The organism is Aeromonas sp. 55A (genome assembly GCF_051919665.1).
In the GTDB taxonomy this organism is placed as follows: Bacteria; Pseudomonadota; Gammaproteobacteria; order Enterobacterales; family Aeromonadaceae; genus Aeromonas; species Aeromonas veronii.
In genome coordinates, this window is sequence record NZ_JBQBEH010000008.1 from 1,836,922 (window position 1) to 1,850,783 (window position 13,862).

Here is a 13,862-nt window from a genome sequence, read left to right on the forward strand (position 1 = left end):
GATCTGAGCCCCGCAATCGCCTGCGAATCACTAGCGGTCTGTGAAGTGGTTGCAAAGGGGGCCATTAAAGTCACATTTTGCCTTGAGCTACTCTGGAAGGTGTGCGGCCGCCACAGGGCTGCAAGAAGAGTGAGGTGATGAGGTCTATCTGCGATGGAAAAGCGAGGGTGAAGGTTCGCGCTAAGCAAAGTTTGGGGGGGCTCGTAAGCCCCGCCCGCTACACGCTGTTTAAAGTTTACTCGTCAGGTGCCATCCCTCGCCATGGGGACATTCATACACTCGAAGTAATACCCCCTGTTCTCGTTCCAGAATGAGTGCACGTCGCACCGCTGCACTTTCTGAGGCATACGCCTGCTTCAAACAGTCACAGCAGTGATGCCCTGGCGTGTGCCGATCTGTCGGACACAAGTGCCAGGAGCAGCATCGGCCGCAATGGTAGGGCATCATGCGGTTGCCATATGATACGAGAGCATATCGCGCGCCTTCTTCGGCACATTGCTGATTTGGGTAGGCGCGACGAGGTTTTCCTTTGGCGCTGAGACAGATTGAGTTTTTGAACATCGCTTCAGCCCTCGATGTCCATGACTACTCGAAAAGAGACCTTGATATTTTTGTAGGCACCCCAGGACGTTGATCCTATGTCGCCCTCCCAAAAACGGCCGCTAATGTGGCCCTTTTCTTGGCACCATTCGTAGGCGTCCCACGCATCAATGAACTCGAGGCCCTGATGTTCTGTCCATGGGATCTGCTCTTCCCATGCCGCATGTGGAGGAAAGTCCTTGATCCAGATTTTGCGAACTCCACCGTTGATGGCTTTAGAACTGCTGACATCAATTCCGCTGGGATGTGGGAATTCAGCGACGTCAGGATTGGGCTCCAGAAACCTTGGCTCAGACCACTTGACGGCCGAAGGCACAGCTTGGCGGATAGCCTGTTCGCTTGCTTCTACCAGTGGACGAGGTGGCCAGTTTTCCCACGGAAAATCACCAAACGCCATCGATTCGTAGTGCTTGGAGTAAGCCGGGCGAATAGCGCGAAGCTCTTTCTGGGTGAGTAGCCTGAGGCTGACACCAAGTTGCCGTTCACGCCATGCGCAATAGGCTTGAGCATCAACCCATGATGCGCCGACAGGAGCATCATCAGAGGCGCCTTCATTGGCGCGATCCCAAGGCTCGCTACGCTCGCCCTGTCGTTCATGGAAGCCTGTTTCCTCCAGCATCTGCCGGAACGAAGCGAGGTCTATCAGATCGCTGATAGCCAGCTTGCGGCCTCCAATCTCGACGAGATGGAAGCCGTTTGGTAGCGGCCCAGCCCATTTTGCTCGCTCTGGTGATCGCCAAATGCCTTGCTCTGTCAGCCATGTGCGGCGCACATCGACGGACGTTGTGAGTTGCCGCTCCATCATGCTTCCGCCTCGGTCGTAGAAGGCTTGCTCCGCTTTGTGGGCTTCGTCTTCGTCCCAGAACTCTTGGCGGAAATGAATGGCTCGACGCAAGTCGCTTTCACTCATCAACTTTGATGGCAAATCTGCAATCGCCAATTTGTATGAATCGGCCAAATTGTCCGGCTTGGGCGGTTCATGTTCCCTGTAATCACGCCACAACAGGTCCCAGCAACCGTCATGAGCGCGTAGGACGGTGAGTCGGTTGTTGTAAGGAAGTACGTCAATCCATCCTTCGGGCTGAGCGTCAAAAACGGCGCGGAACGCACGGACTGCGGCAAAAGTCTTTGCATGTTGTGCCGTCCGGTCCTCGGGGCCGTACTTTAGTTCCCAGTAGCGTTTGTCGACTATGGTGCTAAGCGGGCCATCAACCAACTTGTTATCCAGAAAGCCCCACTGGCCCATCAGGTCGAGCCGTCGTGCAAACAGGTCTTTGCCAAGCTGGGCTGCCACTTCCGGCAACGCATTGATGGACTTGATTGCAGCGGCTGGGACTTGATGGCCATTCCCGTTATCCCAAGCGGACCAGTCCACGCCGTATCCAAGAAATACCCGACGAGGCCGCTGCTCTTGGGGGCCGAAGAAGATGCGGTCAGCCAACTCACGAGGGGTGGGGCCGCCATGTTCTGAAAAATAAAGATCTATGCAGCCGCCATGATCTACCGGAAAGGTGCCAACCTGCTTGGTACAGCGGTGCTTTTTGAGGAAGGCTTGAAACTCGGGCCAGCCATTATTTTGATAAGTCCCGAAGTCTCCGGCGAAGCCCAAGCGATCGACAATAGCGTTGAGCGTCTGTCTATGTTTCAAGGGGTCAGCATCGGGATGAAGCACGCGTGATTTCGCGCCTTCTTTAATGTCCGCTGGTGATATTCCGCGCAGAGGAATGGCGTGGCCATCGCGCAAAGGGAGGTAGCCGAGGCGACGCCCAGCAAATTTGAGGTTATCAGACACTATATTCTCCTAACAAAATCATCCCCCACCCCAAGGCCGCCAGTATGGGATCGTGATTAAGTTGAGTTGTTAGTGTTTTGATAACTTGTCGTTCTGATTTTCGAAACGAGGAGAACTTGCTTTCGGCGTTGGCGGCGCCGACGACCCGGCAGGGCGTCTCCGAGCCCTTGAGATGAAGGTTAAACTAATCGACCAACGAGAGTCAACGAGGCAAAGTTGATCTGGGCTCGACCTCTCCACTCTCATTGGCAAAGCCATGCTGACCATGTTGGCTGCTGTTGCAGAATTGGAACGTTCAAACATCAAGCTCCGGCAGATGGCTGGGATCGCCAAGGCGAAGGCAGAAGGTAAGGCGCTAGGGCGCGAGAAGACAATTAACGATGCTGCCGTTGCCATCTGGCGCAAAGAGAATTCAGCTAGCATCAAGCTGACGGCTGAACACTTCGGGATCTCGCCTGCCAGTGTGAAACGAGCATGTCGGTCTGCGTAATTAGCCATATGCGCAGGTGTTTATGCCTTTGATAACGCTTCAGGTATGTTCCTGTTCAAGTTTTGGACTCATAACTCTCCCACACACCCCCGTATTCATGAGAACATCAGCACCAGTCCTCTTTCAAACCGGAGTGCGCTGTGTCGCCCATCAACAAAGCAACCCTCACCGAAGCCGACATCATCTCGAAATACCTGTTGCCTGCTATCAAGGCTGCCGGGTGGGATGACCTGACCCAGGTCCGCCAAGAGGTGAAGCTGCGGGATGGCAAAGTGGTGGTGCGCGGCCAGATGGCAGCACGCAAAAAGGTAAAATCGGCCGATATCGTGCTCTATCACAAGATGGGCTTGCCACTGGCGGTGATCGAGGCCAAAGCCAACAAGCATGAGATTGGCAAGGGAATGCAGCAGGGGCTCGATTATGCCCGTCTGCTTGATGTGCCGTTCGTGTTTGCCAGCAACGGCGATGGTTTCGTGTTTCATGACAAGACCAATCCGGCCAAGCTGGAATCCGAGATTGCACTGGAGGATTTCCCCAGCCCGGGCCAGCTTTGGGACAAGCTCTGCACCTGGAAGGGCTACACCTTGGCCCAGCTGCCTGTCATCAGTCAGGACTATTACTCCGATGGCAGCGGCAAGTCTCCCCGCTACTATCAGCTGCAGGCCATCAACAAGACCGTAGAAGCCATATCGAAAGGTGAGGATCGGGTATTGCTGGTGATGGCCACCGGCACCGGCAAGACCTACACCGCGTTTCAGATCATCTGGCGACTTTGGAAGGCTGGAGCCAAGAAACGTATCCTGTTCCTAGCTGATCGCAATGTATTGGTGGATCAGACTCGCATCAACGATTTCCAGCCCTTTGGCTCGGCAATGACCAAAGTCACAGGGCGTACTATCGATCCGGCCTATGAGATTCACCTAGCCCTCTATCAAGCACTAACTGGGCCAGAAGAGGCACAGAAGGCTTTCAAGCTGGTATCCCCTGATTTCTTCGATCTGATTGTGGTGGATGAGTGTCATCGTGGCAGCGCCGCCGAAGACAGCGCCTGGCGCGAGATCCTCGAATACTTCTCGTCAGCCACCCAGATTGGTCTCACTGCCACGCCCAAAGAGACTGAAACAGTCTCTAACACCGACTACTTCGGCGATCCCGTCTACAGCTACTCGCTCAAAGAAGGGATTGAGGACGGCTTCCTCGCCCCTTACAAGGTGGTGCGGGTCGATATCGATGTAGACCTGCAGGGCTGGCGCCCAACCAAGGGTCAGCTCGATAAAAAGGGTAACCAGATTGAAGACCGCATCTATAACCAGAAGGATTTTGACCGTACCCTGGTGATCGATGAGCGTACCCAGCTGGTGGCCGAGACCATCACCAACTACCTCAAGAAAACCGACCCGATGGCCAAGACCATTGTCTTCTGCAATGACATCGATCATGCCGACAGGATGCGCTGGGCGCTGGTCAACCTCAATCCAGAACAGATGGCCAAAGATGAACGCTATGTGATGAAGATCACCGGCGATGATGACCTCGGCAAAGCCCAGCTCGACAACTTCATCAACCCGAAAAAGCCCTATCCGGTCATTGCCACTACTTCTGAGCTGATGACCACCGGCGTCGATGCCAAAACCTGCAAGTTGGTGGTGCTGGACCAAAACATCCAGTCCATGACTAAGTTCAAGCAGATCATCGGCCGTGGCACTCGCATCGACGACAAGTACGGCAAGCTCTGGTTCACCATTCTCGACTTCAAGAAGGCCACCGAGCTGTTTGCCGATCCCCGTTTCGACGGCGAACCGGAGCGCGTCATGGTGGTCAAACCGGCAGACATCAACAATCCGGATGAAGGCCTGAGCGATATCATCGACGGCGCAGATCCACTGCCAACCGATGAACCCGGCGATAATGACGATCCGTTTGCCCCCGGGGTTGATGAACAACCCGGCAGCTACACAACCGGTAGTGACTGTGGCCAGAGTGGCGCAGGGGGCCAGGGCGCAGGCCCGCTGGGTGGCCCCGAGCCCGGGGTCAGCAAGTATTATGTCAACGGCGTGGCGGTCAGCGTCATCGCCGAGCGGGTGCAGTATTACGATGGCGATGGCAAGTTGGTGACCGAATCCTTCAAGGACTACACCAAAAAGACCCTGCTCAAAGAGTTTGCCACCCTCGATGCGTTCACCAAACGCTGGCAAGCCGCCGAACGCAAGCAAGCCATTATGGATGAATTGGCTCAGGCGGGCGTGCTGTGGGAGGTGTTGGAGCAGGAAGTGGGCAAGGAGCTCGACCCGTTCGACCTTATCTGCCATGTGGTATACGATCAGCCGCCACTGACCCGCCGCGAGCGGGCCAACAACGTCAAAAAGCGCAACTACTTCACCAAGTACAACGACACCGCCCAGCTGGTTCTTACCAGACTGCTCGACAAGTATGCCGATCAGGGGGTGACCGAGATTGAGACCAAGGATGCGCTAAAAGTCGCTCCCTTTACCGAGTTGGGTCGCCCGCTGGAGTTGGCCAAGAAGGGTTTTGGTGGCCCCAAACAGTTCGAGCAGGCTATCACCGAACTGGAGCAAGAAATTTACCGTGAGCAGCAGAGCGCCTGACGGCCTGACTGCTTCTGAACTACCATGCGGCCATTCCAATGATGGCCGCTTGTTTGATCGATCTTCCTGACGCATTCGCCCCTGTATTCGTCACCATTTTTGTAAAAAGCAGAGAATCCCATGTCATCCATCAGCTCAGTCATCAAATCCATTCAGGACATCATGCGCAAGGACGCCGGTATTGACGGTGATGCCCAGCGCCTCGGCCAGCTCTCCTGGCTGCTGTTTTTGAAAGTGTTCGACGCCCAGGAAGAGGAGCTGGAGTTTGAGCAGGATAACTACCGCTGCCCCATCCCCGAGCGCTTCCTGTGGCGCAATTGGGCGGCCGATAGTGAAGGGCTGACCGGCGATGCCCTGCTCGATTTCGTCAACAATGACCTGTTCGACAGCCTGAAAAACCAGCCAGCCAATATCGATCTCAATCCCCGTGGCTATGTGGTGAAAGAGGCGTTCAGCGATGCCTTCAACTACATGAAGAACGGCACCCTGCTCAAGCAGGTGATCAACAAGCTCAACGAGATCGACTTTACCGACAGCAGCGAACGCCACCTGTTCGGCGACATCTACGAGCAGATCCTGCGTGACCTGCAAAGCGCCGGTAACGCGGGCGAGTTCTACACCCCCCGCGCCGTCACCCGCTTTATGGTGAACCGCATCGACCCCAAACTCGGCGAGCGGATCATGGACCCGGCCTGCGGTACCGGCGGCTTTCTCGCCTGCGCCTTCGACCATGTCAAAGAGCACTATGTCGAGACCTCAGCCGACCATCAGACTCTGCAGCAGCAGATCCTCGGGGTTGAGAAGAAGCAACTGCCTCACCTCCTCTGCACCACCAATATGATGCTCCACGGTATCGAGGTGCCGGTGCAGATCCGCCACGGCAACACCCTCGACAAACCGCTGTCGAGCTGGGATAGCGATATCGATGTGATCCTCACCAACCCGCCCTTTGGCGGCACCGAAGAGGATGGCATCGAGCAGAACTTCCCCGCCGATCTGCGTACCCGTGAGACCGCCGACCTGTTCCTGCAGCTGATTATCGAAGTCCTTGCCCCGGCAACAAATGGCAAGGGCGGTCGCGCTGCCGTGGTGCTGCCCGATGGCACCCTGTTTGGCGAAGGGGTCAAAACCAAGATAAAGCAACTGCTCACTGCTGAGTGCAACCTGCACACCATAGTGCGGCTGCCCAACGGCGTGTTTGCCCCCTATACCGGCATCAAGACCAATATCCTCTTCTTCACCAAGGGCCAGCCCACCAAGGATGTCTGGTTCTACGAGCACCCCTATCCGGCTGGGGTGAAGAGCTACAGCAAGACCAAGCCGATGAAGTTCGAGGAGTTTGAAGCCGAGATTGCCTGGTGGGGCGATGAGGCGGACGGCTTTGCTGCCCGGGTTGAGAACGAACAAGCCTGGAAGGTCAGTATCGACACCATTATTGAGCGCAACTTTAACCTCGATATCAAAAACCCCCATGTCGGCGAGCAGATAAGCCATAACCCCGACGAGCTGCTGGCGCGCTATGCCACAGAGCAGGCCGAGATCCAGACCCTGCGTGACCAGCTAAAAGCCATTCTTGGCGACGCCTTGGGCAAAGGTGCGGCCAAGCAAGGGGGGCAGGCATAATGGCGATCGAGAATCTGATTACCGACCACCTGGATCTCTGGACTGCGGCGGTGCGCCCCAAAAGCAGTGCCGGGCGCGGCAGCAACAGCAAGCTGGAACTGACCGGCATCAAAAAGCTGCGTGAGCTGATCCTGGAGCTGGCCGTGCGCGGCAAATTGGTGCCACAAGACCCCAGTGATGAACCGGCCTCCGTGCTGTTGGAACGGATTACCGCCGAAAAAGCGCAGTTGGTGAAAGAGGGCAAAATTAAAAAGCCCAAGGCATTACCGCAAGTTAGTGAGCAAGATAAGCCGTTTGAACTGCCGGAAGGGTGGGTAATTACCCGTTTGGGAGAGATTGGCATATGGGCTACTGGAAACGGATTTCCTACCAATGAGCAGGGCCTTGAAGATTTAGAAATTCTTTTTTGCAAGGTTAGCGATATGAATCTTGATGGAAACGAAAGATTCATTCTGAAAACCATGAATACAGTCAGTGAAGATACTGCACGTAGAATAAAGTTAAATTTACACAAGGCTGGCACTGTTATATTCCCAAAGATTGGCGGGGCAATTGCAACAAACAAAAGAAGAATAATAGTCAAAGCAACAGCAATAGATAACAATTGTTTGGGCATTACTCCTTATAGTGAAGTAGTATCCGATTATTTATTCTTGTTTTTAACATCTATTGATATGACCAAGTATCAAGTCGGAACATCTGTCCCTGCATTAAGTCAAGGCACTTTGGAACTGATCCCAATTGGAATTCCCTCCATAGATGAGCAACATCGTATCGTTGCCAAAGTGGATGAGCTAATGGCCCTCTGCGACCAGCTGGAACTGCGCAGCGAATCGCAGTTGGCGGCCCATCAGACGCTGGTGGAGACCCTGCTCGCTACACTGACAGACTCCTGCGATGCCGACGAGTTGGCGCAAAACTGGGCGCGGCTAAGCACTCACTTTGATACCCTCTTTACCACTGAGGCCAGCATCGACGCCTTGAAACAGACTATCCTGCAACTGGCGGTAATGGGCAAGCTGGTACCGCAAGACCCCAGCGATGAACCCGCCTCCGCCCTGCTGGAACGCATCGCCGCTGAAAAAGCCCGCTTGGTGAAAGAGAAGAGAATTAAAAAAGAGAAACTGCTACCTGCGATTAGCGAAGACGAAAAGCCGTTTGAGCTACCGCAGGGATGGGAGTGGTGCCATTTAAAAGACATCATAACCATAATGGATGCAGGTTGGAGTCCGGCTTGTCCTCCTGAATCCTCACCAGATATTGATACTTGGGGTGTCCTGAAGACAACAGCAGTACAAACCTTGGAGTATCGAGAGTATGAGAACAAAGTTCTTGATAAAACAAAGACTCCGAGACCCGAGTATGAAGTTATGGTTGGCGACATCCTAATTACTCGTGCTGGCCCTAAAAATAGAGTAGGAATTTCATGCTTGGTCGAAAAAACAAGACCAAAACTGATGATTTCTGACAAAATAATTCGATTTCACTTGGTTGAAGTTGGTTTGTCTGAGCGTTTTATATCTCTATGCTTAAATGCTGGTGCAACAGCTATCTATATTGATGATTCCAAATCTGGCATGGCTGAAAGCCAAATGAATATATCTCAAGATAAGCTTAAACTTGCTCCTATTCCGTTGGGTCCTATAAAGGAGCAAAACCATATTATGGATAGAGTGGATCAGTTAATGACCCTCTGCGATCAACTTAAATCCCGCCTACAAACCAACCAGCAGACCCAACTTGCCTTGGCCGAGTCGCTGGTGGAAGGAGCCCTTGCCTGATGCCCTACGCTCGCCCCTGGCTTAGCTATCAACAGCAACTGGATCAGCTGATTGAGCGCGGCATCACGGTTACCGACCGGGATGCCGCACTGAGCTATCTGGAGCGGATCGGCTACTACCGTTTAAGTGGCTACTGGTACCCGTTTCGCCGCTTTGAGCCCGCGGCTGAGGGGGAAAGCAAGCGGGAGACCCGAGCAACCGACCAGTTTTGCCCCGATACCCATCTGCTGGATGCGGTGGAGCTCTATCTGTTCGACAAGAAGCTGCGCCTGCTGGTAGTGGATGCGCTGGAGCGGATCGAGGTGGCCTTGCGGGTCGATCTTGCCTATCTCCTTGGCAAGCGAAATACCTTTGCTCACCTCGATCGCAGCTACTTCCACCCCAGCTTTATCCGGCAGCCCGCATTCAGGGGGAGTCACCAGACCCGCTTTGAGGCGTGGATGGAGAAATACCGGGGGTTGGTAAAGCGTTCCAAAGAGGATTTTGTGCGCCACTACCATCAGCGCCATGGTGAGGAACTGCCGATCTGGGTGGCGGTGGAGGTATTTGATTTTGGCGCCATCTCGCAGTTGATCGGCATGATGAAGGTGTCGGATCAGCAGCATATCGCCAGCAAATACGGTTTGGACTGGCAGGTGTTTGCCAGCTGGATCTACGGTCTCAGTTACCTGCGCAATATCTGCGCCCATCATAGCCGCCTCTGGAACCGCAACGTGACGACGCAGGTGAAGTTGCCCAAGCCCAGAGAGGTAGCGTGGTGCGATTTCTTGGCAAGAGACGATGAGCGGCTGGCCAAGCCATTCGTGTTGCTGGCCATCACACGGCATCTACTCAAGGTGATTTGCCCGAATACCCAGTGGCATCTGCGCCTGCGGGATCATCTGCTGACGTTCCCCACACAAAAGTCTGTGCGCAAGCTCGGGTTGGCAAATATGGGGTACATAGAGAACTGGCAGGAGTGGTGGTAAATCCACCAAATAAGAACCCCAGCGTAAGTTGCGAAGCAACCAAGAGGCCGGGGTCGTGTTGCGAAGAAGAATAGGGGGGAACCTCCATTCAGTCAAACTTTTTTACCCCATTTTGTGACGGATAGAGTGGTAGTCGACTGGGTATTAACGCAGGATCTCGAAGGCTCTTCAGCTACGTGAGAGCTTGCTTGAAATATCAACATTACAAGGAGTTGCAATGCTACATGCAATCCTGCATGGCAAGGCTGGGCGTATCGAGCGGGAAGGGGAATCCCTGCGCTGGCGCGACCTGTTTAAAGGCAGCGAAGATCTGCTGACCGCCACCTTCTTCGGCCGTCTGCCCCACCTCTCGGACGGTGCTCTGGGTGCCGTGCTGCGCTTTCTACTCGGTGACAATCCGCTAGACCCGGCCACCTTTCAACGGCTGGAGCTGTGGCCAAAACTGGTATCGCTGCAGGATCGCCGTTATGTCGAGCCCGATGTGCTGCTCCACTTTGACGACGCGCTGGTGGTTATCGAGGTGAAGCCCCCGTTCGGTGGTGACCAGTATCGGGAGCAGTGGCTGGCCCAGGTCAATGCTGTGGTCAGCGAAGCCGAGTTTGGTGACTATGAAGACCGGCTCTATTACGTGGCGCTTGGCAATATCCCTGTCGCCCCGCTGATTCGCCCAGAGCTGTCCGAACGCTTTGTCCAGATGACCTTGCGTGAATGGGAGCCACTGCGCCGCTATCTGCAAACTGCCTCCGAGTTTGAATCCTGCCGTCAGGATCGCGCCATCCGCGATGAGTGGCTGCAGGCGTTTGAGCTGTTTGGCATGGCCCCGGTGGTGCCTGAATGGGCGCCGTTGTTTGCCTACGCAGGGCAGCTGGACCTGGATTGTGGGGTGATGTCTGAGCGGGAAACTCCCCCACCGGTTGAACCTACTGGTTGGGCTGCTCTGCTCGACTATGCCGGGACATTGCACCTCTCTCGCCCCGATTTCTCTTTTTTGAATCACTGACTTTGGCTAAGGATGCCGTCATGCAACACGATCTTGAACAGACCACCCAGCTGGTTACCCAACTTCAACAAGCTCACCGACTCGCCGCCGGTTTCTACCAGCGTATCCTCCCACTATTCGATCAGATCGCCAGTCAGGCGCTGGACGCCGAGTTCTGGTTTTGGGAGCCCAGCGAAACGAGCCGCCCCTGTCGCTCGGGAACCCGCCCATCCAGCAGTTGGGCATGGGACTATCTGCCACTGTTTGCTTCTACCCATTGTTACCGTGATTGGGGTGGCGATACGGCCGAAAAGAACGATATCACTCTGGCTTTCCGCCTTTACATTGATAGCGATTTTCGCCATACCTCAGTGCTGCGGGCAGGAGTAAAAGGCCAGCCAGACCCTCTGCAACTTGATGGCCAAGCCATTGTTGAAGTGAGTCTTTTCCGTTGTCTGGAAGATAGCGACAAGCATTTCGATGAGCTGTGGCGCCCGGTGCCTTGGCCCCTTCATCAACCGGATTGGAAGCAAAGTGAGGAGTGCGGCCAGCTCGCCTTGTGCTCCAACCATCTGCCGCTCGCTCAGCTGCTTGCCGATCCTGATGGCATTGGCCGTTGGATCAAAGAGATGAGCCATCGTTGATCCTGTGGTTGGCAGGTAATAGTGCCACAAGCCAGGGGCATGCAATAATCTGATGTTTAAATGGCCATCACCACGGGCTTTGAGAGCGTATGTAATGACACAGACTAATCTTGAGTTGCCGAACAGAATCCATGATATCGGTTCTTTAGTTGTTCAGGCGAAGGAATGGAGCTCAAAACCCTCGGTTGAAGATCTCTGGATGGCCTATCTTCTTGCGCGCATTCCTGCAGAGCGAACGAATGATGAAATTCATGCTCTACAGTCATGGTTTTATCAAGAGGTTGAGGAGCAGGGGTATGATCTCCTACTCATGTAGCTCCCTTTGGCTATTTGTATATGGTGTGATGGGTGATGATAGAACAATGTTAGGATTTAATAGATGGAAGTAGATTTTCTCACTTATTTTTTTGAAAACCCAATATCGTACTTATAATACTTATGTAACCAATGGGCTCTACCTCTGAGGAGATTGAGCCCATTCTTTATGTCACGTGAAACCCGCTTCCAAAGCGGGTTTTTTTATGTCAGTCGTTTCCCATCCATCTGCATTGTTATGGAGGCGTGAAAGTCGTCACCATGATCAGCACGGCTAGTTGTTCAATCATGAAACCATCAACATCAGCTGTAACTTGGTGGGACAAAGAGTGTTTGGTCATGATTTGGAAGTAACCGGGTCAGATGAAAGAGAGCCGACAATGACTTGTAAAGTTGAAGTATCCGCCTGCATGGCGTAAATGCTCTTAAGGAGAGAATGTATGTTTGAACTACTGAAAACACTCGCTACCAACTCCCTCGCTACGAACCTTGGATTTATGGCTGCTGTATTGGCGTTAGGTTTCTTGCTCTTGGTTACGACTAGGTAATGTGTGGGGCCGCTGGCCCCACTTCCTACTATCGAGTTGGTTTATCCATTCCTGGGCAGGCTTACTTTTTTGTGGACTTGCTTGGCTTTAACGACGGGGTATTTCCCGGAGTATCTTTATTATCACGACGACGTTGATCTGGTTTCCCTGTCGATTGCGCGATTGGTTTCGGACCAGGTTTAAGACCCATAACAGTTCTCCTTTCACTGTTCAGAGGACGACCCTCTAACACGGAGATGTAGGCTGTTGTTGGAGTTATCAAGAGTGGTCGCGAGATTAATATGTATATGGGGGGATGTACTAAGTTGAAGCCCCATTTTGCTATCGGCCACCATGCTACATGGTCCATGTTTTACTCAGGGGATCTATGCCCGATAAAAAATCTATTAAACATCTAACCCTGTTGCAGGTGGATGCCCGATGGTGGCTATGTTGTGGACACTATGGGCGTATGAGTACGGTGGGTAAAAATGTGCAAAGTGTGCAAACCCACCTCACTCACAACAAACTGGAGATAACTCAAACCCTATTGATTCAAGGCGTTACGAGTCGTACTATCCCTAGGAAACCGCAGTTTCTGGATTCAAAATCCGCCGGTGAATAACCGTGTCGGTTCGAGTCCGACCCCGGGCACCATCAAATTCATGACAAAGGGCCATCAGCAATGATGGCCTTTTGTTTTTTAGCGTTCCTGCACATTGGAGCGTTACTGTGGAGCTGGCAGTACTTCCCGTTACCTCTTGGTATCCCTTCTCTTTCCCCTCTCTCCGTTATTTCCTTTTCTTGATATAGCCGCTGACGGCATCGCCGCCAGCGGCCTGTTTCTATTGCGGTTTTTTTCCAAACCTTGCTGCATCAGAACATGGTTGCCGTGCTATCCCAGCAGGGCAAACAGCAGGGTACCGAGGGTACCTGCGAGCGTCAGCACGATGATGGCTCTGGGTGTGCCGTGCAGCTTGGTCCACATAAACAGACTGGTGAGGGCCAGCAGCAGCAGAGCCAGGGCGGCGATATCGCCAAACAGCTGCCAGCCGAGGCCGGTACCCATGCCGCGGTGCAGCCGGTTGAGGCTGGCGGCAAAGTTGGCTTGCTGCAGGTCGGTACGTACCAGCAGGGTGCCCTCTACATAGCTGGCGGCCACGCTCTGGCTGAGGGTGACGCCGCGCATCTCCCACTTGGCGGGCAGGGTGAGCGAGCCGTTCGGAGTGGGCAGGGTCTGGGCCGGGGTGATCATGGTTCGTCCGTCGGCAAAGGTATCGGGATAGCGCTGTTGCAGCAGGCTTTTCAGCTGCTCCGGGCTGGCGAGTGGTGCCTTGAGCACTATCTCTTCACTCGATTTGTCGGTGTGGGGGCCGGGAATGGGCAACACGGCACGGTGTTGCAGCCAGAGGCCGGTGATGCCGTACATCAGCATCAGGGTGAGGGTAAAAAAACCGGCCCAGGCATGGAGGCGGCGTACCCATTTGTTGTTGTGAAGGGGAACTCTTCTGCGTTTCATCGTGGTTGCTTCATAAAA

Annotated in this window: 9 protein-coding genes and 1 pseudogene; 8 read left to right on the plus strand and 2 right to left on the minus strand. The window is 53.9% G+C overall.

Annotated elements, in window-relative coordinates; translation table 11 throughout:
- Positions 1-565 precede the first annotated feature (565 nt).
- Positions 566-2,392: a hypothetical protein gene (locus ACTG2G_RS12590; RefSeq protein WP_439985490.1), complete on the minus strand. Its 1,827-nt coding sequence runs from the start codon at positions 2,390-2,392 to the stop codon at positions 566-568.
- A gap of 238 nt (positions 2,393-2,630) precedes the next feature.
- Between ACTG2G_RS12590 and ACTG2G_RS12595 the strand changes: the two are divergent.
- The 8 genes and pseudogenes from ACTG2G_RS12595 to ACTG2G_RS12630 all read left to right on the plus strand — a co-directional run.
- Positions 2,631-2,882, plus strand: a pseudogene (locus ACTG2G_RS12595) (recombinase family protein); the annotation flags it as partial.
- Positions 2,883-3,022: 140 nt separating this feature from the next.
- Complete coding sequence (gene hsdR, locus ACTG2G_RS12600) at positions 3,023-5,488, plus strand: EcoAI/FtnUII family type I restriction enzme subunit R (protein WP_439985491.1); 2,466 nt, start codon at positions 3,023-3,025, stop codon at positions 5,486-5,488.
- 120 nt (positions 5,489-5,608) lie between these two features.
- The gene (locus ACTG2G_RS12605) at positions 5,609-7,111 is read left to right on the plus strand and encodes an N-6 DNA methylase (RefSeq protein ID WP_270809083.1); all 1,503 of its coding nucleotides are present in this window, start codon (positions 5,609-5,611) and stop codon (positions 7,109-7,111) included.
- A complete protein-coding gene (locus ACTG2G_RS12610; RefSeq protein ID WP_439985492.1) occupies positions 7,111-8,892 on the plus strand; it encodes a restriction endonuclease subunit S in 1,782 nt (593 codons plus the stop codon). The genes ACTG2G_RS12605 and ACTG2G_RS12610 overlap by 1 nt, the downstream gene beginning before the upstream one ends.
- Positions 8,892-9,860, plus strand: coding sequence for an Abi family protein (locus tag ACTG2G_RS12615; protein ID WP_439985493.1), 969 nt, complete (start codon positions 8,892-8,894; stop codon positions 9,858-9,860). The genes ACTG2G_RS12610 and ACTG2G_RS12615 overlap by 1 nt, the downstream gene beginning before the upstream one ends.
- A 217-nt stretch (positions 9,861-10,077) precedes the next feature.
- A complete protein-coding gene (locus tag ACTG2G_RS12620) occupies positions 10,078-10,860 on the plus strand; it encodes a hypothetical protein (RefSeq protein ID WP_439985494.1) in 783 nt (260 codons plus the stop codon).
- Between the two features lie 20 nt (positions 10,861-10,880).
- Positions 10,881-11,483 carry a hypothetical protein gene (locus ACTG2G_RS12625; protein ID WP_439985495.1) on the plus strand — a complete coding sequence of 201 codons (603 nt, stop codon included), beginning with the start codon at positions 10,881-10,883 and terminating at the stop codon, positions 11,481-11,483.
- Between the two features lie 94 nt (positions 11,484-11,577).
- On the plus strand, positions 11,578-11,799 hold the full coding sequence (locus ACTG2G_RS12630; RefSeq protein ID WP_439985496.1) for a hypothetical protein: 222 nt from the start codon (positions 11,578-11,580) through the stop codon (positions 11,797-11,799).
- A gap of 1,421 nt (positions 11,800-13,220) precedes the next feature.
- On the opposite strand, the gene ACTG2G_RS12635 is transcribed toward ACTG2G_RS12630, so the two are convergent.
- Positions 13,221-13,844, minus strand: coding sequence for a PepSY-associated TM helix domain-containing protein (locus tag ACTG2G_RS12635; protein WP_439985497.1), 624 nt, complete (start codon positions 13,842-13,844; stop codon positions 13,221-13,223).
- Positions 13,845-13,862: the final 18 nt, after the last annotated feature.

Excerpts from the sequence above, each read along its gene's own strand:
- ACTG2G_RS12605 (WP_270809083.1), top strand. The coding sequence starts at position 5,609 with ATGTCATCCATCAGCTCAGTCATCAAATCCATTCAGGACATCATGCGC.
- ACTG2G_RS12610 (WP_439985492.1), top strand. The coding sequence starts at position 7,111 with ATGGCGATCGAGAATCTGATTACCGACCACCTGGATCTCTGGACTGCG.
- ACTG2G_RS12615 (WP_439985493.1), top strand. The coding sequence starts at position 8,892 with ATGCCCTACGCTCGCCCCTGGCTTAGCTATCAACAGCAACTGGATCAG.
- ACTG2G_RS12620 (WP_439985494.1), top strand. The coding sequence starts at position 10,078 with ATGCTACATGCAATCCTGCATGGCAAGGCTGGGCGTATCGAGCGGGAA.
- ACTG2G_RS12625 (WP_439985495.1), top strand. The coding sequence starts at position 10,881 with ATGCAACACGATCTTGAACAGACCACCCAGCTGGTTACCCAACTTCAA.
- ACTG2G_RS12630 (WP_439985496.1), top strand. The coding sequence starts at position 11,578 with ATGACACAGACTAATCTTGAGTTGCCGAACAGAATCCATGATATCGGT.
- ACTG2G_RS12635 (WP_439985497.1), bottom strand. The coding sequence starts at position 13,844 with ATGAAACGCAGAAGAGTTCCCCTTCACAACAACAAATGGGTACGCCGC.